Here is a 20861-nt window from a genome sequence, read left to right as displayed (position 1 = left end):
TATAGCGACAAGCGGATCAGTATCATGCAGCAGATTGGCGCGGACCGTGAAAAAACCAACTTTGCCCCGGGGCGTTAAACCCAAAAAAGTGACGGCACCACAAGCCAAGGCCTTCTCGGTGCATTTGCTGACCGCCTCCGGTTCCTTCCTGGCGTTCCTCTCGGTGGTCGCGGCCAGCGAAGGAAGCTGGACGGCCATGTTCTGGTGGCTGGGGCTGGCGTTGTTCGTCGACGGCATCGATGGGCCGATCGCCCGCAAGCTCGAAGTCAAATATGTGCTGCCCAACTGGTCGGGCGAGCTGCTCGACAACATCATCGACTACATGACCTATGTGCTCATCCCGGCCTTCGCGTTGTATCAGCGCGGCTTCATGGGCGAGGGCCTGTCCTTTCTGGCGGCGGCGATCATCGTCGTATCCAGTGCGATCTACTATGCCGATACGGGCATGAAGACGAAGGAAAACTTCTTCAAGGGCTTTCCGGTTGTCTGGAACATGCTGGTGTTCACCCTATTCATCGTCAAGCCCGGCGAATGGGTGGCATTTGCCATTGTCCTCGGTGCCGCCATCGTTTCATTCCTGCCGATCTATTTCCTGCACCCGGTGCGCGTGCAGCGCCTGCGGCCGCTGAATCTCACGATTTTCTTCCTGTGGTGCGCTTTCGGCGTGCTTTCGTTGTACCAGCATCTGGATTCGCCCCTCTGGGTGCGGGTCGGTATTTCGGTCACGGGCATCTACCTGTTCCTCATCGGTGCGGTGATGCAGGCATTTCCCAATCTTGGACGGACGGAGAAGGCATGATGGTCAAGGCAATTCGCATTCATCAGACGGGTGGTCCTGAAGCGCTGGTCTATGAGGATGTTACCGTCGGTGAGCCAGGCCCGGGCGAAGTGCGTATGCGCAATGAGGCCATCGGCCTGAATTTCATCGATGTCTATTTCCGCACCGGGCTCTATCCGTCGCCCGGCGGTCTGCCGCTCATTCCGGGCAATGAAGGCGCGGGCGTCGTGCTCAGCGTCGGTCCTGGTGTTACCGACGTGAAACCGGGCGATCGCGTCGCCTATGTCAATCCGATCGGCGCCTATGCGGAGGAACGCATCATGCCGGCGGACCGCCTGGTCAAGGTCCCGGACTCCATTTCCTTCCAGCAGGCCGGTTCGATGATGCTGAAGGGCATGACGGCCTACTATCTCCTGCGGGAAACCTTTCCGGTCAAAAAGGGCGACACGATCCTGTTTCATGCCGCTGCCGGCGGTGTCGGGCTCATAGCCGGCCAATGGGCCAAGCATCTCGGCGCGACTGTCATCGGTACCGCCGGTTCGGATGAGAAGGTGAAGCTGGCGCTCGAGAACGGTTTCGACCATGTCATCAACTATCGCACCGAGAACTTTGTCGAACGGGTGAAGGAAATTACCGGCGGAAGGGGTGTCGACGTGGTCTACGATTCCGTCGGCAAGGATACATTCGACGGGTCGCTGGACTGCCTGCGTCCGCGCGGCATGCTCGTCTGCTTCGGCCAGTCATCCGGTCCGGTTGCGCCATTCGATCTCGGCATCCTGTCGCGCAAGGGCTCCCTCTACCTGACGCGGCCGACATTGTTCGTCTATGTCGCGGCGCGGGCTGCGCTTGAAAATGCAGCGCGTGCGCTTTTTGACCTGGTGGAAAGCGGCGTGGTGCGCATCGATATCGGTCAGACCTATGCCCTCAAGGACGCGGCGACGGCGCATCGCGATCTTGAAGCGCGCAAAACGACGGGGACTACGGTGCTTATTCCTTAAGCCGCTGAAAATGATGCTCGAATAATGTGCGCAAAAGGCCGCAACCTCTGGTTTTGCACTTCCCAAATCGATGCTGCCCGACATAGGATCGGAAATGGTTAGGGGCACCTCAGAATAATCGTCCTGGGCCGTGGGGAACTATGACAAGCATAAGCGATAAGAACGGGGCTGGGCATCCACTTCTGGAAGCAACCGGGCTCACCAAAATTTTCGGCTCTCTGAAAGCCTGCGACGGGATCGACCTGACAATCGGCACCGGAGAAATTCACGCCCTCCTGGGGGAAAACGGCGCTGGCAAATCCACGCTGGTCAAAATGCTGTTCGGCGCGCTGCAGCCGACTTCGGGTGAGATCGGCTGGAAGGGCAAAGCGGTTGCCGTCGCCAATCCGGCGATGGCAAGATCGCTCGGCATCGGCATGGTTTTCCAGCATTTTTCGCTTTTCGATGCCTTGACTGCCGCAGAGAACATCGCGCTGTCGCTCGACGAGAAAACCGACCTCAACACCATTGCCGCAAAGGCGCGGGACATCGGCCGGACTTATGGTCTGCCGGTTGATCCCGATGCGCTGGTCGGTGATCTCTCCGTGGGCGAACGCCAGCGTATCGAGATTATCCGCTGCCTGCTGCAAAATCCCGACCTGATCATTCTCGACGAACCGACATCGGTGCTGACGCCGCAGGAAGCCGACCTGTTGTTTGTCACGCTGGAGCGGTTGAAGTCGGAAGGAAAATCGATCCTCTATATCAGCCACAGGCTGGAAGAGGTGCGGCGGCTGTGCGACCGGGCCACGGTGCTGCGCCACGGCAAGGTTGTCGGCCAGTGCGATCCGCGCCAGGAAACTGCAAGTTCTCTGGCGCGCATGATGGTTGGCAGCGACATCCATGTGATCGAGCGCCGTCCGAACGCAGCGCCAGCAACCCAATCGGCACTGATTGAAGTGAACGGCCTGTCACAGAAGCCGCGCGGCCCGTTTTCCGTGCCGCTGCATGATATCCGGCTGGCCGTCAATCCGGGTGAAATTCTTGGTATCGCCGGTGTCGCCGGCAACGGACAGGGCGAATTGTTCGAAGCCATATCCGGCGAAGTGCTGCAGGAACGGCCGGACATTGTCCGTATTCGCGGCAGGGACACCGGACGATCCGGTATCTCCGCGCGGCGCAGGCTGGGCGCTGCCTTTGTGCCGGAGGAGCGTCTGGGGCATGGCGCGGTTCCCAATATGTCGCTGACCGACAATCTGCTGTTGTCGCGCTACGCCACCGATGGAAAAGTCTTCCTCGGCGGCGGCCTGTTGCGGCTGCTCCAGCAATCCAGCCTTGCCCTTGCGGCAAAGCGGATCGTCGCACAGATGGACGTTCGTAAAAGTGCGGAAAACCCAGATGCATCAGCGCTTTCCGGCGGAAACCTCCAGAAGTTTCTGATCGGGCGCGAGCTGGACCGCAATCCATCCGTTCTGGTGGTCAACCAGCCGACCTGGGGCGTCGACGCCGGCGCTGCCGCCCATATCCGGCAGGCGCTCGTTGATCTAGCCCGCAGCGGTTCCGCCGTGATCGTGATCAGCCAGGATCTCGATGAACTTTTTGAAATCTCCGACCGGATTGCGGCCATGGTGCATGGGCGCCTGTCGCAATCGGTCCCGATTGAAGCGATGAATATGGAACGTGTCGGTTTGATGATGGGCGGTGCCGATACCGCGTCGGCCCATGCAAGTGCAGGGGCGGCTTGATGCGTGTCGAATTGGTCAGACGTCCGCAACATTCGGCGCTGTTCAGTGCGCTGTCGCCGTTCATCGCCCTGTTCCTTACGCTGATTGCCGGCGCCATCCTGTTTGCGCTGCTCGGCAAGAACCCGGTTTCGGCGCTCTATTCCTATTTCATCGAGCCGCTGACCGAAATCTGGTCGTGGCACGAGCTGCTGGTGAAGGCAGCGCCGCTGATCCTGATCGCCGTGGGGCTGTCCGTCTGCTTCCTTTCCAACAACTGGAATATCGGTGCCGAGGGGCAATTGATCATGGGCGGGATCGCCGGATCGATCCTGCCGGTGGTTTTTCCGGATTTTCAGGGCTGGTATGTCCTGCCGATGATGCTGCTGCTGGGTATGGCAGGCGGGATGGCCTACGCGACCATTCCGGCATTCCTCAAGGTGCGGTTCAACACCAACGAGATTCTGACGAGCCTGATGCTGGTCTATGTGGCGCAGCTGTTTCTCGACTGGATCGTGCGCGGCCCTTGGCGCAACCCGCAGGGTTTCAACTTCCCTGAAACGGTGCAGTTCAACTCCAGTGCCATCCTTCCCGAGATATGGGCTTCGTCAGGGCGGGCGCATTGGGGATTTGTTCTGGCGATTGTCGCCGCACTCCTTGTCTGGTTCATGCTGTCGCGCACGCTGAACGGCTTTGAAATCAAGGTGCTGGGACGCAGCGCGCGGGCAGGGCGTTTTGCCGGTTTCAGCGCCGGGCGCCTGACATTCTTCGCGTTCCTCGTCTCCGGGGCGCTGGCCGGGCTGGCGGGGATTGCCGAGGTTTCCGGCGCTGTCGGCCAATTGCGCACGACGATTTCTCCCGGCTATGGCTTTACTGCCATCATCGTTGCCTTCCTTGGCCGCCTCAATCCGCTTGGCATTGTCGCCGCGGGGCTGGTTCTGGCGCTGTCTTATCTGGGCGGTGAAGCGGCGCAGGTTTCGCTCGGCATTTCGGAGAAATCGGCGCGCATCTTCCAGGGCATCATCCTGTTCTTCGTGCTGGCGAGTGATACGCTCATCTATTACCGCATCCGCTTCGTCACCCGGCACAGCGACGCCGCAGCAAAGGGGGCATGACATGGGCATGTTCGAAGCCATTCTCCTGACGGTTGCCACAGCCGCAACGCCCTTGCTGATCGCTGCCATGGGCGAACTGGTGGTGGAACGTTCCGGCGTACTCAATCTCGGCGTCGAAGGCATGATGATCATGGGTGCTGTTGCCGGCTTCGGCGTTGCGCAGCTCACCGGATCGGCATGGCTCGGCATGTTCGCAGCCATTCTGGCCGGGGCTGCCTTTTCGCTGCTGTTCGGTTTCCTGACGCTGACGCTGGTGACCAATCAGGTGGCAACGGGCCTGGCTTTGACGCTGCTGGGGCTGGGCGCTTCCGCCATGATCGGCGAAAGTTTTGTCGGGCTGCCCGGCGTGCGGATGCAGTCCCTGAATATTCCGGTGCTGACGGATTTGCCGGTCGTCGGGAAATTCCTGTTCGGACAGGATCCGATTTTCTATATGTCGATCCTTCTGACTATCGGCGTCACATGGTTCCTGTTCCGCACCCGTGCCGGACTTACATTGCGCGCCGTCGGTGACAATCATACCTCGGCGCATGCGCTTGGCGTGCGGGTCATTCGGGTGCGTTATCTCGCCGTCATGTTCGGGGGCGCTTGCGCCGGGCTCGCCGGTGCGCAACTATCGCTCGTCTATGTGCCGCAATGGGTGGAAAACATGACGTCGGGCCGGGGATGGATCGCGCTTGCACTGGTGGTGTTCGCCTCGTGGCGGCCATGGCGGATTCTGGCGGGCGCTTACCTCTTCGGCGCGGTCACCATCGGCCAGCTGCACGCCCAGGCGCTTGGCATCGGCATACCCTCGCAGTTCATGTCGTCGCTGCCTTATCTGGCGACGATTATCGTGCTTGTTCTGATTTCGCGGAACAAGCGGCTGACCCTGATGAATACGCCGACATCCCTCGGCAAACCCTTCGTGCCCGACCGCTGAGCAGCCGGGCGAGAATAAAAGACAAGGCTTTTGGTTTAACAGAGAGGTGAACACGAATGAAAAAACTGCTTATGGCGCTGTCCATGGCCGCCAGCTTTGCCGTTGCGGGCGCGGCCCATGCCGAAGACAAACTGAAGGTCGGCTTCATCTATATCGGACCGCCCGGTGATTTCGGCTGGACCTACCAGCACGATCAGGGCCGCAAGGAGATGGAAAAGGCGCTTGGCGACAAGGTCGAGACAACCTTCCTCGAAAGCGTGCCTGAAGGCGCCGATGCCGAGCGTTCGATCGAGCGTCTGGCCCGTGCCGGCAACAAGCTGATCTTCACGACCTCGTTCGGCTACATGGATGCGACGATCAAGGTTGCGCAGAAGTTCCCGAATGTGAAGTTCGAACACGCGACCGGCTACAAGACGGCCGACAATGTTGCCGTGTACAATTCGCGCTTCTATGAAGGCCGCTACGTACAGGGCGTGATTGCCGCCAAGCTGTCCAAGGTTGGCGTTGCCGGCTATATCGGTTCATTCCCGATCCCCGAAGTGGTGCAGGGCATCAACTCCTTCATGCTGGGTGCGCAGTCGGTCAACCCGAACTTCAAGGTCAAGGTGATCTGGGCCAATGCCTGGTTCGATCCGGGCAAGGAAGCCGATGCCGCCAAGGCTCTGGTCGACCAGGGCGTCGATATCATCACCCAGCACACGGATTCCACCGCGCCGATGCAGGTTGCGGCGGAGCGCAAGATCAAGGCATTCGGCCAGGCTTCCGACATGATCAAGTTCGGCCCGGAAACCCAGCTCACCGCCATCGTCGACAATTGGGGCCCTTACTACATCGAACGGGCCAAGGCCGTGATCGATGGCACATGGAAGACCCACAATGTTTTCCACGGCATGCATGAAAACCTCGTGGTCATGGCGCCCTACACCAACATGCCTGACGATGTGAAGAAGCTCGCCGAGGAAACCCAGGCCAAGATCACATCCGGTGCGTTGAAGCCCTTCACCGGTCCGGTCAAGAAGCAGGACGGCTCCGAATGGCTGAAGGCTGGTGAAACCGCCGACGACAAGACCATTCTCGGCATGAACTTCTACGTTGCCGGCGTGGACGACAAGCTGCCGAAATAAGGTTTGGCCGCGATACAAAAGAAAAGGGCGCCCTTGGGCGCCCTTTTTTGTGAATGCGATGGGCCGATTATTCAGCGGAGTCGGCTGGCGCCGCATTGAGCTGACCATAATTCTCGACGCCGATGCGCTTGAGAAGGTCGAGCTGGGTCTCGAGGAAATCGATGTGGCCTTCCTCGTCCTTCAGAAGCTCGTCAAAGAGTTCCTTGGTGACGTAGTCGCCCACTTCCGCGCAGATCTCGCGCGACTTCTTGTACGACTTCACAGCGTCATATTCGCCGGCCAGATCGGCTTCCAGAACTTCCTTGATGTTCTGGCCGATGCGCAGGGCGCCAATGGACTGCAGGTTTGGATGGCCTTCGAGGAAGATGATGCGCTCGATAATCTTGTCAGCGTGCTGCATTTCCTCGATGGATTCGGCGCGCTCCTTCTTGGCGAGCAACTTGTAACCCCAATCGTCCAGCAGGCGATAATGCAACCAATACTGGTTGACCGCTCCCAATTCGAGGAAAAGTGCCTCGTTAAGCCGCTCGATGACCTTTTTGTCGCCTTTCATGCCGTGAACTCCCGTATTCGTGACGCAATGCCCGCACACGATCGATAAACGAGACAGCATCAGAATCGTTTGAACCGTGGCGGAGGTGATATTCTTCCGTCACCTTTATGATGGTTTCAACGACGTTTGGGAAGCAGCCACAGCAGCGGCCACGCTTCTGCATGGCATGGTAGACTTTTGCCGGGACAATCAGTTGCCACGGGTCAGCATCGAGAAGTTCAGTGATAGTATTCTCGATTTCTTTCTGGGTGATGATATTGCAATGACATACGAGCATGTTGTCTAAGCGCCATATTCATAAGAATAAATACCCTCAAATTCTGACAGTTTTACGATGTCAGAACTTCCCCTGGTGACAGGGCGGGTGGCGCTTTGCAGAAATTGGCCCGGAAACATTGTTCCGCAACCTGGAAATACTTTCGAACCAGACAAGGGTTCCTCCAATCGCAAGGGTTCAAGGCCCTAACATTAAAGGTCATGCGTTATTCGCAATACTGATCCTATAAGACGGGTTTGTCCGAATTCTGTCAAATGCTGGCCGCTGAATATGCCGTGATATCAATAGCTTGGAATAATTCTAAACTGGGAAAATAACATAACCAATTCAATCATATTTCGTCGATTTTGCTGTCCTGACCGGCAAAATGCATCGCCGGCCACGCATGTGTCAAAACGTCTCATTTGTCGCAAAAAGACTAAATCAGGCGCCCTCGACCACGGAGAACCCCTCGAATTGCGGGTGTCCGATGTAACTCGGCTTGGTATCGCCCGCATTGCGATGGGCCGCGCGGAAATGTTCGGACTGAGTCCATGCGGTGAAATCCGCCTGGGTCCGCCACACGGTGTGCGATGCATAGAGGGTGTAATTCTCTTCCTCGTTCCGGGCGCCGCGCAGCAGGTGGAATTCGACAAAGCCGGGCACCGAGGACAGCCGGGAGTCGCGCGACTTCCAAACGGTTTCAAACGCGTCTTCGGAGCCCGACTGAACCTTGAAACGATTCATGGCGATATACATGGCGCAACTCCATTCATGCGGATTGTGGTTGGCGACCGATCCCGGGGCCGGTCACCCCAAGCGAATTCTGTCAGCTCGCCGTAGCGAGGCGGGGTGCCAGATTGTCGATGCCGAGGAGGGCGCGCACGTCTCTCGTCTTGACGATATCATCGATGGAATACTGGGCGAGCACCTCGAAGAAGGCATTCAATGCCTTGCGCAGGGCCGCATTCAAGCCGCAGCTGTCAATCAAGGGGCATTCCGCGGCATCGTTCTCAAAGCACTCTGCCATGGCAAAGTTTTCTTCGGTCACGCGCACCACGTCGAAAAGGGTGATGTCCTTGGCAGGCTTGCCGAGTTTCACGCCGCCATTGCGCCCGCGCACGGTTTCAATGAAACCGTTTTCAACAAGCGGCTGCAGGATCTTGAACAGGAAAAGCTCGGAGACTGTGTAGGCGTGCGCAATTTCGGCGATCCGGCTCAGATTGCCATCATTGGCTGCACAATACATCAGAATACGAATGGCATAATTGGTCTGTCTGGTCAGTCGCATGGGAATATCTCTCTCAACCCGAAATCAGGTCATGCTATGGGAACGAGACGCTACTTTAGAATTATTCTTGATAAAGTAAATAATAATATGAACCTAAGTTTCATATTTTCCAATGGTGCATTGGAAGGCCGGGTCAGGCTTGATCAGCGAACCAGAACGACGATCGATGCCGTAATGAAAGCAGCAGCCACAAGCAGCAGGAAACCATAGACACGCGGCTTGTCAAACAGGACGGCAAATCCGGCGGCCCAGACAACGATGGCAGCGGCCAAAGCGTAGAGAAATCCGGCTTTATGGACCCAAGCGATATGGACGGCCATCAGGCCGCCAATGATAAGGGCACCGAATACGACCATCAAAGCCAGTGCGTATTTCTCGAAATTGTCCATTCAGGCAGCTCGCTCTCAACACCCCATCCTGGAATCGAAGGGGCTCAGTCTCAATGTAAAACCTCATCCAACCCGATCAAGGCTGTATTCCTGTCTTTCATAGATGTTCCGTCCCACGGGTGCAACAGATGACACGCTAAAGTCTCGCCATAAGGTGCGGCTGATGCAAAAAGACAATAAAAAAGGCCGGGAATTCCCGACCTTTCCGAATTCGGCTCGACACCAGTGCCAGTACATCCGTGGTCAAAGACGGAGCCGAATTTCTGCAGCTGATGTAGGTGGCCGCATTGCCCATTTCAAGGGCAGGGGCATTTACCGGCGATAGGCGCTCAAACCGGCGAGCAGACCGATCCCGGCAATTGCTGAGATAACAGCAACCGTGATCAGGGGATTTTCCCTGGCCTTGTCTGCCACGACCTGCGCTTCGTCACCGACAAACCGCGCGGCCTTGCGGCCATGCCGCCTGACCGAATGGTAGGTCGCGTTCGCCTGATCGAGCAGATCATAACCCTGGTCGGACAGGGATTGGGTTATCCCTGAAAGCTCCTTGCGCAATGCGGCGATCTGGCTTTCCAGATCCTCTTCGGCTGCGTCGCGGGCTTTGGATATATTCGTTGCCATTCCGGAATTCCTTTCATCGATACTAGGGAATAACGGCGGCGGCAGCATTTGGTTCCAGAACGCCCGCCCGGCAGTCAGACAGGCGAGGCCAGTCAGTTCCAGCAGCCGTGCGATTGTCCATTGAGATTATGGGAATCGATGTCTATTCCGGCCGAGAAATCATTGCGGGCGAGGTAGACGGCTGTTTCCGGCTTGATGCGGATCTTGTTCCAGCCGGCACAACTGGTTGGACCGGACGCTTTCGATGTCTCATCCATCCAGCGCATGGCACCGCAATTGCTGATGGTCAAAAGACAGGGCAAAAGCATGGCCAGTGCCAGTTTGTTTTTCACAGGAAACCTTCTTATAGCCGCGGCAGGGACAGAGAATGGAAAAGTGCTGGAATTGTTCATCGCATATTTCGATGCCCAACGACATTCGACGTTAGGCATAGCTCCTCAATCATCATTGCTGGCATTCAGTTCCATGGTGGTCATGCCGTCGGCCGGCTTGGGGCTCAGCGACTTGGCCAGGATCAGCCGGCTGGATTTGAGCAATGGTGCATTGGCGGCACGCACTTTCGCCATGCGCGGATTGTTTTCGTGGGCGGTAACCGCCGCTTCATTGGCATAGAGTTCGTTGACCATGACCTTGTTGGCAATGGGGGTGCCGTCCCGCGCAATGGGCTTGATGACCTCGAACCGCAGGCAGCCCGGTTCCTCATCCAGTGTTTTGCGCGCATGCTCGCGAATGAGCGTGATGAATTCCTCTTCGCGACCCTCATGGGTCTCGAATTCTACGATAATTGTCAGTTCGGTCATGAAACTTCGCCTCCCGCGTTCATTCTGCCGTTCTATCAGCGGCCTCCTGACAAATCCAGACAGAAGCATAGCCAAGGCATTGTAAAGTCTGGATTTGGACGGGATGGAATGGCGGAAGGCCGCCTGTTATCGCCGCACGGTGGCGGAGACCAGGAGAATGGCACCGATCACGATTGTGACGAGACCAATATACAGCCAGCGCGTCTGGCCGACCATAAAACTGCCGCCGAGGATGCTCAGGCCCTGCAACGCCCAGACGGTGCCCATGATGATCAGAAGCAAGGCGACAATCGTCAGAACGATTTTCATAGCGGTCATCCTTACAAGCAAAACCCCTGCCTAAACGGAAGGGGTTTCACGGGTTGAGGCTTGATTTGGCTCTAACAAACTGGACTCTGGATAAAAATATCACGCATCGTTTCAGTGCGGCGCAGGCTCAAGGTACCGCTACACTCAACTTGGCAAAAGTTTAACATAGCCAGCTTTCATTTCAAAGAAAGAATGGCCGGAGCTCAGTTCACTTTTGCTTTCAGGCGGGCGATCTCTTCTTCCATTTCCCGGATGCGCTCCTCCAAGGCATTGATTGCCTTGAAGACGGCAATCCCCATGCTCTTGAAATCACCGCGATGGATTGCAGTCTCGATGGCTTGCTTGGCGCTATCAATGGACATTGCTTCCTCCGTTTCGATTGTGTGAACCGCAATGCTAAAGAAAAAAGCCCAATCCTCAAGGGGTATGAGGATTGGGCTGTGTTGGCTTGTGGGGGAAAGCCAAGACTGGTTGGGGTTACCAGTACCCACACAATGCGTCAGCGAAGGATTGGTTCCACACGGAGCGAAAAATATTCCGGTTCCTGCCGGCGCTTTCAATCGTCAACAAGTTCAAGGCTCGGATAATCCGTATAGCCCTTGGCGTCGGTGGTATAGAACGTCGATTTGTCGGCCGCATTGACCGCGGCATCGGTACGCCAGCGCTGCGGAAGATCCGGATTGGCGATGTAGGCTTCGCCAAAGGCAACCAAATCGGCGCCGCCATTGGCCAGCACGGCTTCCGCGTGTTCGCGCCTGTAGCCGCCTGCAACGATCAGCGGACCATGAAATGCTGCCCGGATGGCAGGCGCAACATCGGCTTGTCCATCGGGCACAACGGCCGGTGCCACAATGTGCAGATAGGTAAGGCCAAGAGGCTGGAGCAGGGCGGCTATCGCGGCGAAATGCGCAACGGGATCGCTGTCGCTCATGCCCTGAAAGGGATTGGTCGGCGAAAGTCGAACGCCGATGCGGCCCGCCGGCCAAAACGCCTTCGCCGCCTCGATGATTTCACGCAGGAAGCGGAAGCGGTTTTCCACCGAACCGCCATAGCCGTCGGTGCGGACATTGCTGCCATCGCGCAGAAACTGATCGACCAGATAGCCGTTGGCACCGTGAATTTCGATGCCGTCAAACCCGGCATTTTTTGCACGCGCCGCAGCATCGGCAAATTCACCGACAATCCCGGCGATGTCATCGGGAGAGAGAGCCTGCGGCTCGACATAGGGTTCGGGGCCATTCGCCGTATAGATTTTTCCGGCAGCCGCTAGGGCTGAAGGACCGACGGGCCAACGGCCATCCCACAATTGCGAGGGAAGGGCGGCTCTGCCCATATGCGACAGCTGGACAAAAATCCGCCCGCCCGCTGCGTGCACGGCGTCTGTTACCAGGCGCCAGCCGGCTTGCTGCGCGTCGTTGTAAAGGCCCGGGCGGGTTGGCACCTCGACGCTGCTGTGCCGATCGATTTCCGTCGACTCCGTGATGACAAGCCCGGCGCTGGCGCGCTGCGCATAATAGAGAGCATTGAGGCTGCCGGGTATTTTCCCGTGCAGCGCGCGGTGGCGCGTCATCGGGGCCATGACGATCCGGCTTGGCAGCGTGAGATCACCGATTGTCAGCGAAGAGAACAGGGAAGCCATAGGAGATCGTCCGCTCATCTGGATCATGCGGGAAGGTATCGGGATAATCGCCTGAACGGCATCCCGATCTTGGATCACGCCGGCAGGAGATTAAACAACGCGGCCAGATGGAATGCAAAGGCAACGGCGAAAATCACCGCAACAGTCATGCGGTCTCTGTTTTTGAAGAGACGCCGGAATGCCTGAGCTGGCGCAACGCGGGTGGTCGTGTAGTCAGTGGACGCCATCAGATTCGTTCTCTCCATGCGGGTGCAGCCAATCATCGGGCATTCGATAGACGATTAACACGATAGAGATTACTATTTTGATGGCCTCCTGGGTATGATTTTGTCTCAAAATGCCAATGACTGGAAATAAGTTCTCCTCTCCGTCTGTTTTCGTCCTTCGCGGACAAAATAGCAGTGCTGCCTGCGCGGTGGCTTGGCGCCGGTTCCGGGGACTCACGGCTGAGCCATTCCGGCGCGCGTAGCACCATCAATCCCCAGCTCTCCGGTCGTCATTGCAGACGTTTTAGATTTGGTTTCTCGAAATAGCCAAAAAACGCAAAACAAAATTGCCGAATGGTCGCAGGTTGAGCAAAGCACAATCTGGTTTGTCGCTATACGTATGTGCTGCAATGCAGGGGTGAGTGGCCGTCCGATCGAACGACCCGCCTGCCAGAGTGATCCCCAAGATGATCCAATGAATGAGGAAAAAATGTCCGTCTTTCAGACCGGGGCGCGTGCCGCCCAGCATGAATTGACCGTGGAAGCTGACTTGTTCAAGGACTCCATGCGCCATCTTGCGGGTGCCGTGAGCGTTGTCACCGTCGGACGCGGCAACGACCGCACGGGGTTTACCGCTACGTCTGTTTCATCTCTGGCCATTGACCCGCCTTCGGTGATTGTCAGTCTCAACCGGGATTCGTCATCCTGGCCGGTCCTGCAGCGCCATGGCAGTTTCTGCGTGAATGTTCTGGCGCATGACCAGCGGCACGTGGCTGACAGCTTTGCGGGGCGTGGCGGGCGCAAGGGTATAGACCGCTATCTGGATGCGGAATGGCAGGAACTGGCCACGGGAACCCTGGCGCTGAAGAATGCCCTGACAGTGCTTGACTGCGAGCTCGACGATGCCATCGAGCGGCATTCGCACGGCATTCTCATCGGCCGGGTGCGCGCTGTCACGTTACGCCGGAATGCTGAACCGCTGCTCTACTGGCATGGTGCATACCGGCACATCACGCAGCCGGTCGAGTGATCAGTCAGGTGACAATGGCGGCAATCGAGCAGCCCACGAGGACAATCGTGGCCAGGAGAATCAAGCCGTACAGTTTGGGCTGATTGAAAACGACGGCAAAGCCCAGAAAAAACCCGGTGCAGGACGCGCCGAGTGCAAACAGAAATGCCGGCTGGTCATTGCTTGTGATCGAAAACGCCATCAATCCGGCAAGAACCAGCACGCCAAATGCTATGAAGATCCAGGTTGCAAAAGTTTCGTAGCGATCCATAGGTCCTGACCTTCGCGGTGCATGCGGTCTTGTCATGGCAGATTACATCGAAATATAGACACGCAGTCAAACATCATTGGCAGCTCTATCATCCGCCTAACGCAATTTATGGGGTATAGCGCCGGACAGTGACGGTTCCGTGTCCTTTCGCTCCCCCGATGCTGTTCCAATCAGCCAGACCCCGATCAGAATCAGTGTGCTGCCGATAATCTGCAGCGGTGTGATGTCCTCCTGGAAGATCAGCCAGCTGGTCGCCAGGATCATCACATAGCTGATACCGGTCAGGGGAAATGCCTTGCTCAGGTCGAGCTGGGCCAGCGCTTGCAGCCAGAAAACGAAGCAGATGACTTCGGCGGCAATGGCTGCGAGCATCCAGGGCGACGTGGCGGCGTGGATCAGCCAGGCCATATTAAAGCCAAGCCCAGTCATTTGTTCCGCCGCAAGCTTGATGAAAACCTGAAACAGGGTGTTGAAGAGGGGAATGGCAAACCAGACGAGATTGATCGGCTTCATGCGGCGTCCTTCAGCGTTTCATCCGCAGCGAAGAGCGGCGAAGCCAGCCGCAATGCCCATTGAACGACCGGATTGCGGTGCTTGAAATACATGGTGTTGCGCGTGAGCTGGCTGCCGAGACGAATCTTGTTCTCGTAATAGGCCTGCCCGCTCTGATACCGGGTCATCCCATGTGCCAGGCAATGGCGCAGATTGGTGAACCAGCTCAGGTAGTACAGGTTGTAGGCGCGACCTTCGGCGCTGTTCATGCAGAAGAACTTGTCGATCAGCGTGTTGCCGTCATGCACGAGCAGATTGGCGGCCAGGAGCTGGTCACCGGCGTAGTAGAAGGTGCAGAACGACCGTCCCTGCATGCGGCGCAGGACGCCGTCGAAATAATCTGCGGTCAGTTCTTCAAACTGCCATTCACTGCGGTTGCGGGTGTCATGGTAGAGCGCCATGACCTGCGGCAGCATCGTTCCGAAGTCGGATCGGTTTTCAATCCGGATCTTTTCGAATGACTTCATCTTCCGGCGCATATCCTTACGGGTGCCGGAGGAAAGACGGGACATATAGGTTTCGATGGAGTCGAAATTGATGTTGAGCCAGGCCGTCGGCAACCCCGGAATGCCCGCGAAGGCACGGTCGGAGAAGACAGCGCCAAAGGCGGCCGTGGTTGGCTCCGGTACGTCCTTGATACCGATCAGCGAACAGCCATTCGCCTTGGCGTATTGCTCAAATCCAGACAAGACCAGCGAAAACAGCTCGGCCTTGCGCTGGTCCGGCAGATCGGGATGAAAGCCCGTGACGCCATTCTCGGTGCATGGAGAGCCAAGACAGGCGAGCTTCAGTGTGAGGAAGCGCGAATAGCTTTGCCGTATGCGGCGCAGAAACTGGCGCAGGCGGCCTTCTTCCAATGTCGTATCCAGCTGATAATCGGTCAGGAACGCCGGCATGGCTGCCAGCAGCCGCCCGTTCTCGACGACCGTGACATAGCGGAAGGCAAAACCGGCGATACCGGCTTCCTCGATGGCGAGCAGGCAGTCATAATCCTCGACTTCCCCGGCAAAGCACATGTTCCATGCTTCGTGGCCGATATCACGGATGGAATCGAACACGCGCGTCTGCGCCACCGCCGGGATTGCCGGCGATGCGGCCGTTTGAGGCAGGAACTGATCATGCATAGGCTGGTGCATTGTTTGCCTCGAAGAATTCCGCCGTGTAGTCACCGACCTTTTGACGCTGCCGGTCCACGTGGATCATATGGTAGCTGTCTTCGATCCATTTCAGCTGATGCGGCCCGCCAATATGGCGGCTGATGTAGCGCGCATGTTTCGGGCTGCTCAGATCGTCTTCCGTTGCATGCAGGATCAGTGTTGGTGTCTGCATCTGCGGCAGGGTCTTTTTCAGCTCTTTGCCCAGACGGTACATCTCGACGATGCCCTTGCCGGGGAATTTGTCGATGACGCCTTCCGCTTCCATGCTTTCCATCATGCGGCGGATGCGTTCATCCTTGATACCGAGTGCCGATGTTTCGCTGAAATTCAGCCGGGCAACGGAGGGGATGTATGACAGGAGTTCAATGAACGGCGACAGCAGCCAATAATAGTGCGGCACGTTCCAGCCGTCATAATGGAAGCAGGGCGAATAGATCGCCACAGCCTTGATGCTGTTCGGATTGCGGTGTGCCGCCATCATCGACAATTTGCCGCCGATGCAGATGCCGGCCGCAAATGTTTCATTGTTGTAGGGCACGAATTTTTCCGTCGCTTCCTCGACGCTGTGCAGCCAATCCTGCCAGCGCGTTTGCGTCAAGGTCGCCATGTCAACGCCATGCCCCGCCAGAAGCGGAGCATAGACGCTGTATCCCTTGCGATTCAGCTGTCGCGCCAGCATTTTCATTTCTGCCGGGGCACCCGTCAGTCCATGAACAAGCAATACACCTTTGCCATTCGAGCCTTCGAGGAAATAGCTCAATCCATCAGACATCTGCATCGATCATATCCGGGTTTCTGTTTTCCTTGGCCATGAAGCCCAGCGCATGGCAGGTGCTGATGACGTGGACGCCAGCCTTGTCCTGGTCTTCCTTGATCTTCTCGTGGAAGGTGCGCAGTTCGGTCCAATGGGTCTTCGGACGATAGTGGTGCTCGGCATGGTAGCCGTTGCCGAACCACAGCCAGTTGTAGAAGCGGTTATGGCTGCTGACGCCCCAGGCGATGGGTTCTTCCGGATCGCCGTTGAGGTGCTCGTAATAGCCGTTGAGCGAGGAGAGGCAATTCCCCAGATAGTAGAAGGGAACGAAGAACAGCATCGCCTTCCAGTCATAGAGGAAGCCGATCGCTGCCAGACCCAGGAAGGCATAGAGTTCGAAACGGCCCCATTTGGCGTCAAACGGGCGGTTCTTGGAGATGGCCTTGTGAATATCGCCGAGGCTGTCGCGGAAAAAGCTCAGGAACGTATAGCTCCAAACATTTTCCGGTTCGCCATTCTTGCCATGGCGATAAATCGACAGCCAGTCGATGGTTTCGCCCTTTTCGTTCGGGCGATCGCTGTTGCCCGAGTGATGGCGCATGTGAATCCAATGATAATAGGTCTGCGAAAAACCGATCGTGATCGATTCGAGCAGGCTGAAGGCATAATTCATCGCACGTGGCTTGAAGTAGGGCGTGTGGATGAAGTTGTGCGAAATGCTGTTGATGTTCCACGAGATCGATACTGCATAGAACCCGCCCAGAACGAGCGACAGCCACAGAGGGCGGCTTTCGAAGCCGACAACCAGATAGATATTGAAGAGAAGGTGAGCGATGGCTGCCAGAACAGGCGCGATATCCCACCTTGTATGAGCGAAGAGTTTCATAATCCTGTTGCTCCTACACAAGCCACACCGGCTGTGATGAACAGCACACCGGCTGCGTGGCGAAGGTTGATTTGTTCTTTGAATATCCATGCTCCGGCGAGCACGATGACGACATAGCTCAAGGCCATGAGCGGAAAGGCAATCGACAGCGGCACGTGTTCCAGCACGATCGTCCAGCCGACCAGTTCGAGAGCCCAGAAGAGGACGCCGAGCCAGGTCATGGGTTTGACCAGGGCTGCGGACAGCGTTTCGTTGTCGGCGGAATGTTTGAAGCAGACTTCCCGCGCGGTCTCCGTCAGCACGCAGAACGCGATCAGGGCCAGCATGGCAGGGGTGAGGGTGCCGGTCATCCCATGGCCTCCGACAGGACTTCCAGCAATGCATGGTTCGCAGCACTGTTGATATTGGTTGTAAGCACCGGGTCGGGCGTCGTGTGCGGCTGGTCGATGAAGATTTCCGCACGCTTGGTAAAGCGCGTCCACAAGTTGCCGGCATAGGACGGCGTCGAATAGTCGCCGGTCACATCGGCACCGATAATCCGGTGACGCTTGCTGATCTCCGTGATGAGAGACAGCACATAGGGCAGGCGCATGCGCCCCTGGTCCCAATTGGTGATCGCATCATCGTGAACCAGCACATCCTTGTCGATGGTGAGGTACACGGCCTCGGTCTTGATGCGCGACAACAGCTGACCGATGAAATTGTCTTCACCGATCTCCGAGATTGTCTTCCAGCTCAAGACACCGTTTTTCTGCTCATAGCTGGCACCACTGCCATAGTTCTTGCGCACCCGGCTTGGTGCATGGCTGTAGGGATAAAGTTCCAGTTGTCCCTGCTGCAGCAGGGACAGGTTGGCACCCTTGCGTTCGGGATTGGTCAGATCGTCGCTGCAGACGCCGATTGTCACGATCTTTTCAAGGCCGGGATGCTGCAGGGCGCGGTTGATCCACGAGCCGCAATGCATGCCATTGCCGAAATGCACCCAGTCCGGATGATTGTCGAAATGAATGAGCGTTGCCGGCCCCGGATTGTTTTCAAGGGCGGCCGCGACCAGAAGGGCAGTGACGTGGTGGAAATCACCCGATCCCATGAAACACAGATGCGGCTTCTTCTGATCGCCAGCCATTTGCCGGGAAAGACAGCCGTCGAGGGCATCGATGGCCGTCTGGTGGCCCCACAGACGAACCATCAGGCCGTGGTCTTCCGCGTGGATCTGGCGCGCGCCGGTTCGCATACAGGCGCGCACGAAGTCGGGTTGCAACTCCAGCGCATCATCAAGGTGAAGAAGGAGGAGTTGCATCCGATTATCTCTTGGCGGCGCGTGTGAAAAGCTGATCGAGCAGGGTGAGCGCCAGATCGATTTCCTCACGGGTAATCAGCAGGTTTGGTGCCAAGGTGATGACGTTCTTGTAGTAGCCGCCAACATCGAGCACGAGACCGTACTTCTTGTTGCCGACGACCAGATCGCCCTTCATGCCTTCATCGGCCATCCAGTCGAGCGCTGCCTTGTCGGGCGTGAAGCCGTCTTCCTTGCAGATTTCGACACGCAGTGCGAGGCCGAGGCCGTCCACGTCGCCGATGGTGGGATGACGCTTCTGCAGCTCTTTCAGACCATCGAGGAAATAGGCACCCTTTTCCATGACGGCTGCGCCGAAGTCTTCTTCTTCGAGCATTTTCATGGTTTCGAGGGCGACAGCGGTACCCATCGGGTTGCTGGCGAAGGTCGAATGGGTGGAGCCGGGCGGGAAAATGCCGGGATTGATCAATTCTTCCTTGGCCCAGACGCCGGACAGCGGGTTGAGACCATTGGTGATTGCCTTGCCGAACACGAGTGCATCGGGTGTCACGCCGAAATGCTCGATCGACCACAGCTTGCCTGTGCGGTAGACGCCCATCTGGATTTCGTCGACCACGAGCAGAATGCCATGATCATCGAGGACCTTCTTGAGTTCCTTGAAGAAGTTCATCGGCGGAATGACATAGCCGCCGGTGCCCTGGATCGGTTCGACGTAGAATGCGGCGTATTCGGCCTTGCCGGTCTTCGGGTCCCACACGCCGTTATATTCGCTTTCGAACAGGCGGGCGAATTTCTGAACGCAGTAATGACCGTACTCTTCCTTGCTCATGCCCTTGGGGCCGCGGAAGTGGTAGGGGAATTCGATGAACTGGGCGCGGTCACCGAAATGACCATAGCGGCGGCGATAGCGATAGCTCGAGGTGATCGCGGATGCACCGAGCGTACGGCCGTGGTACCCGCCCTCGAAGGCGAACATCAGGCTCTTGCCGCCGGAATAGTTGCGAACCAGCTTGAGCGAGTCTTCAACGGCCTGCGAACCGCCGACGTTGAAATGAACACGGCCCTTGGCACCGAACTTGCGCTCGGCATCCCTGGCGATCATGGCGGCCAGTTCAACCTTTTCGCGATGCAGGTACTGTGAGGCAACCTGAGGAAGCGTGTCCAGCTGGCGATGCGCCGCGGCGTTCAGGCGCGGATTGCGGTAGCCGAAATTGACCGCCGAATACCACATCTGCAGGTCGAGGAACGGGGTGTCCTTGGCGTCGTAGACGTAGGAGCCTTCGCACCGGTCGAAGAACATCGGATGATCGGTATAGTGAACCGTATCGCCATGCGAGCAATATTCCTGCTCAAGGGCGCGAAGTTCGGCTTCGGAGATCTGCTTGGGGGCAGCATTGTCATTCTGCTCGATGGCAAGGTTGGTTTTCATGAAGATTCTCTTCTGTTGCATTTTTACGCCGTGGCGTAACGGGGAGCGCTCTTGTGATGGCGGTTGAAGCCGGGGAGCGCATTCTTCAGGCTCTGGGTAAGATCGGAAAAGTTCTCGTAGCCGACAAACGGAATGGCTTGTTCCGTGCAGAACTCGGCCAGCTTGTCCTTGGCGAAGACCAGTTCCGGCTTGTCGGAGACGCAGAAATCGGAGCGGCCGTCGCCGATATAGACCCGCGTATCGAAGGCCTCGACGGAACGGCATTTGCAGACACCGGCGGCCGACGAACAATCGATATCGCTGTACGGTGAACTGAGTTCATAGCGGGTGTGACCATTCACACCGGAGATCGTCAGCTTGTTGGCGATGACCGGGAGATAATCGAGCTTGTGCCGGGCAAGGATGCGCTTGATGAAATAATCAACACCGTCGCTGATGATCGTGACCGGAATGCCCTGCGCCCAGCAGAAGTCGATGAAGGCAGGGAAGGTTGGATCAATGGCGATGTCATCAAGAGCGCTGTCCAGTTGCTGATGTGTTGCTTCGATCAGGGCAATCTGGCGTGCCATGCATTCAGCGGAACCAATGAGGCCCTGCTTCCATTGCTGTTCGATATCTTCCCAGGCAGGGCTGGCCAATCGTTCAAGAATGAAATCGGTAGCGTCCTCAAGCGAAATGGTCCCATCAAAATCACAAAATACATGCATGCAGACACTCCTCGTGCGAACGTGAGGAGCTTCTAGCATCGATGGATGATCGCTAAATTATGCGAAGATGATGCCAAACTGAAATCGAGGGAGGGCGG

Annotated in this window: 28 protein-coding genes; 7 read left to right on the top strand and 21 right to left on the bottom strand. The window is 57.2% G+C overall.

Features of this window, described 5'->3' with window-relative positions:
- Nucleotides 1-46 precede the first annotated feature (46 nt).
- The 6 genes from pcsA (at nucleotide 47) to ACZ5FP_RS12325 (ending at nucleotide 6637) form a co-directional block, all read left to right on the top strand.
- Nucleotides 47-799: a phosphatidylcholine synthase gene (gene pcsA / locus ACZ5FP_RS12350; RefSeq protein ID WP_223613318.1), complete on the top strand. Its 753-nt coding sequence runs from the start codon at nucleotides 47-49 to the stop codon at nucleotides 797-799.
- Nucleotides 799-1776: a quinone oxidoreductase family protein gene (locus ACZ5FP_RS12345; protein ID WP_464663257.1), complete on the top strand. Its 978-nt coding sequence runs from the start codon at nucleotides 799-801 to the stop codon at nucleotides 1774-1776. Before pcsA ends, ACZ5FP_RS12345 begins: the two co-directional genes overlap by 1 nt.
- Nucleotides 1777-1916: 140 nt before the next feature.
- Nucleotides 1917-3500, top strand: a complete 1584-nt coding sequence (locus ACZ5FP_RS12340; protein WP_403174533.1) for an ABC transporter ATP-binding protein — start codon at nucleotides 1917-1919, stop codon at nucleotides 3498-3500.
- Nucleotides 3500-4591 carry an ABC transporter permease gene (locus tag ACZ5FP_RS12335; RefSeq protein WP_463012994.1) on the top strand — a complete coding sequence of 364 codons (1092 nt, stop codon included), beginning with the start codon at nucleotides 3500-3502 and terminating at the stop codon, nucleotides 4589-4591. The genes ACZ5FP_RS12340 and ACZ5FP_RS12335 overlap by 1 nt, the downstream gene beginning before the upstream one ends.
- A 1-nt stretch (nucleotide 4592) precedes the next feature.
- Nucleotides 4593-5513 (top strand): ABC transporter permease, encoded by a 921-nt coding sequence (locus tag ACZ5FP_RS12330; protein WP_223613321.1) that lies wholly within the window; start codon nucleotides 4593-4595, stop codon nucleotides 5511-5513.
- 56 nt (nucleotides 5514-5569) lie between these two features.
- Complete coding sequence (locus ACZ5FP_RS12325) at nucleotides 5570-6637, top strand: BMP family ABC transporter substrate-binding protein (protein WP_288191553.1); 1068 nt, start codon at nucleotides 5570-5572, stop codon at nucleotides 6635-6637.
- 67 nt (nucleotides 6638-6704) lie between these two features.
- On the opposite strand, the gene bfr is transcribed toward ACZ5FP_RS12325, so the two are convergent.
- The 12 genes from bfr to ACZ5FP_RS12265 form a co-directional block, all read right to left on the bottom strand.
- Nucleotides 6705-7190: a bacterioferritin gene (gene bfr, locus ACZ5FP_RS12320; RefSeq protein ID WP_346307026.1), complete on the bottom strand. Its 486-nt coding sequence runs from the start codon at nucleotides 7188-7190 to the stop codon at nucleotides 6705-6707.
- Nucleotides 7156-7467 (bottom strand): (2Fe-2S)-binding protein, encoded by a 312-nt coding sequence (locus tag ACZ5FP_RS12315; protein WP_223613323.1) that lies wholly within the window; start codon nucleotides 7465-7467, stop codon nucleotides 7156-7158. Before ACZ5FP_RS12315 ends, bfr begins: the two co-directional genes overlap by 35 nt.
- 423 nt (nucleotides 7468-7890) lie before the next feature.
- Complete coding sequence (locus tag ACZ5FP_RS12310) at nucleotides 7891-8205, bottom strand: antibiotic biosynthesis monooxygenase family protein (RefSeq protein ID WP_288191552.1); 315 nt, start codon at nucleotides 8203-8205, stop codon at nucleotides 7891-7893.
- Between the two features lie 70 nt (nucleotides 8206-8275).
- The gene (rirA, locus tag ACZ5FP_RS12305) at nucleotides 8276-8737 is read right to left on the bottom strand and encodes an iron-responsive transcriptional regulator RirA (RefSeq protein ID WP_223613325.1); all 462 of its coding nucleotides are present in this window, start codon (nucleotides 8735-8737) and stop codon (nucleotides 8276-8278) included.
- Between the two features lie 143 nt (nucleotides 8738-8880).
- On the bottom strand, nucleotides 8881-9126 hold the full coding sequence (locus ACZ5FP_RS12300) for a hypothetical protein (RefSeq protein ID WP_105732755.1): 246 nt from the start codon (nucleotides 9124-9126) through the stop codon (nucleotides 8881-8883).
- Between the two features lie 312 nt (nucleotides 9127-9438).
- Nucleotides 9439-9747, bottom strand: a complete 309-nt coding sequence (locus ACZ5FP_RS12295) for a hypothetical protein (RefSeq protein WP_464660452.1) — start codon at nucleotides 9745-9747, stop codon at nucleotides 9439-9441.
- A gap of 92 nt (nucleotides 9748-9839) precedes the next feature.
- Entirely contained in the window at nucleotides 9840-10079 is a 240-nt protein-coding gene (locus tag ACZ5FP_RS12290) for a hypothetical protein (RefSeq protein WP_346307029.1), read from the bottom strand.
- A 105-nt stretch (nucleotides 10080-10184) separates the two neighbouring features.
- On the bottom strand, nucleotides 10185-10547 hold the full coding sequence (locus ACZ5FP_RS12285; protein WP_463012992.1) for a putative quinol monooxygenase: 363 nt from the start codon (nucleotides 10545-10547) through the stop codon (nucleotides 10185-10187).
- A 126-nt stretch (nucleotides 10548-10673) separates the two neighbouring features.
- A complete protein-coding gene (locus ACZ5FP_RS12280) occupies nucleotides 10674-10856 on the bottom strand; it encodes a hypothetical protein (RefSeq protein WP_464660449.1) in 183 nt (60 codons plus the stop codon).
- 203 nt (nucleotides 10857-11059) lie between these two features.
- Nucleotides 11060-11218, bottom strand: coding sequence for a hypothetical protein (locus ACZ5FP_RS12275; protein WP_464660447.1), 159 nt, complete (start codon nucleotides 11216-11218; stop codon nucleotides 11060-11062).
- A gap of 194 nt (nucleotides 11219-11412) precedes the next feature.
- The gene (locus ACZ5FP_RS12270; protein WP_464660445.1) at nucleotides 11413-12495 is read right to left on the bottom strand and encodes an alkene reductase; all 1083 of its coding nucleotides are present in this window, start codon (nucleotides 12493-12495) and stop codon (nucleotides 11413-11415) included.
- A gap of 74 nt (nucleotides 12496-12569) precedes the next feature.
- The gene (locus tag ACZ5FP_RS12265) at nucleotides 12570-12722 is read right to left on the bottom strand and encodes a hypothetical protein (protein WP_403174499.1); all 153 of its coding nucleotides are present in this window, start codon (nucleotides 12720-12722) and stop codon (nucleotides 12570-12572) included.
- A gap of 469 nt (nucleotides 12723-13191) precedes the next feature.
- Here ACZ5FP_RS12265 and ACZ5FP_RS12260 point away from each other — a divergent pair, with 469 nt between their 5' ends.
- Nucleotides 13192-13731: a flavin reductase family protein gene (locus tag ACZ5FP_RS12260; RefSeq protein WP_223613334.1), complete on the top strand. Its 540-nt coding sequence runs from the start codon at nucleotides 13192-13194 to the stop codon at nucleotides 13729-13731.
- 4 nt (nucleotides 13732-13735) lie between these two features.
- On the opposite strand, the gene ACZ5FP_RS12255 is transcribed toward ACZ5FP_RS12260, so the two are convergent.
- The 9 genes from ACZ5FP_RS12255 to ACZ5FP_RS12215 form a co-directional block, all read right to left on the bottom strand.
- Complete coding sequence (locus ACZ5FP_RS12255; protein WP_223613335.1) at nucleotides 13736-13981, bottom strand: hypothetical protein; 246 nt, start codon at nucleotides 13979-13981, stop codon at nucleotides 13736-13738.
- Between the two features lie 96 nt (nucleotides 13982-14077).
- Nucleotides 14078-14494 carry an EamA family transporter gene (locus tag ACZ5FP_RS12250; protein ID WP_346307033.1) on the bottom strand — a complete coding sequence of 139 codons (417 nt, stop codon included), beginning with the start codon at nucleotides 14492-14494 and terminating at the stop codon, nucleotides 14078-14080.
- Entirely contained in the window at nucleotides 14491-15669 is a 1179-nt protein-coding gene (locus ACZ5FP_RS12245) for a GNAT family N-acetyltransferase (RefSeq protein ID WP_464660442.1), read from the bottom strand. The genes ACZ5FP_RS12250 and ACZ5FP_RS12245 overlap by 4 nt, the downstream gene beginning before the upstream one ends.
- Nucleotides 15650-16468 carry an alpha/beta hydrolase gene (locus ACZ5FP_RS12240; RefSeq protein WP_464660441.1) on the bottom strand — a complete coding sequence of 273 codons (819 nt, stop codon included), beginning with the start codon at nucleotides 16466-16468 and terminating at the stop codon, nucleotides 15650-15652. The genes ACZ5FP_RS12245 and ACZ5FP_RS12240 overlap by 20 nt, the downstream gene beginning before the upstream one ends.
- Complete coding sequence (locus tag ACZ5FP_RS12235; protein WP_464660439.1) at nucleotides 16455-17330, bottom strand: fatty acid desaturase family protein; 876 nt, start codon at nucleotides 17328-17330, stop codon at nucleotides 16455-16457. The genes ACZ5FP_RS12240 and ACZ5FP_RS12235 overlap by 14 nt, the downstream gene beginning before the upstream one ends.
- A complete protein-coding gene (locus tag ACZ5FP_RS12230) occupies nucleotides 17327-17680 on the bottom strand; it encodes a DMT family transporter (protein WP_464660438.1) in 354 nt (117 codons plus the stop codon). Before ACZ5FP_RS12230 ends, ACZ5FP_RS12235 begins: the two co-directional genes overlap by 4 nt.
- On the bottom strand, nucleotides 17677-18630 hold the full coding sequence (locus tag ACZ5FP_RS12225) for an arginase family protein (protein ID WP_464660437.1): 954 nt from the start codon (nucleotides 18628-18630) through the stop codon (nucleotides 17677-17679). Before ACZ5FP_RS12225 ends, ACZ5FP_RS12230 begins: the two co-directional genes overlap by 4 nt.
- Before the next feature lie 4 nt (nucleotides 18631-18634).
- The gene (locus ACZ5FP_RS12220) at nucleotides 18635-20056 is read right to left on the bottom strand and encodes an aspartate aminotransferase family protein (RefSeq protein WP_464660435.1); all 1422 of its coding nucleotides are present in this window, start codon (nucleotides 20054-20056) and stop codon (nucleotides 18635-18637) included.
- Between the two features lie 23 nt (nucleotides 20057-20079).
- Entirely contained in the window at nucleotides 20080-20763 is a 684-nt protein-coding gene (locus ACZ5FP_RS12215; protein ID WP_464660433.1) for an MtnX-like HAD-IB family phosphatase, read from the bottom strand.
- Nucleotides 20764-20861: the final 98 nt, after the last annotated feature.

The sequence above is a fragment of the Phyllobacterium sp. T2-21 genome, from assembly GCF_055378485.1.
This window is presented reverse-complemented; position numbering and strand designations above follow the sequence as displayed.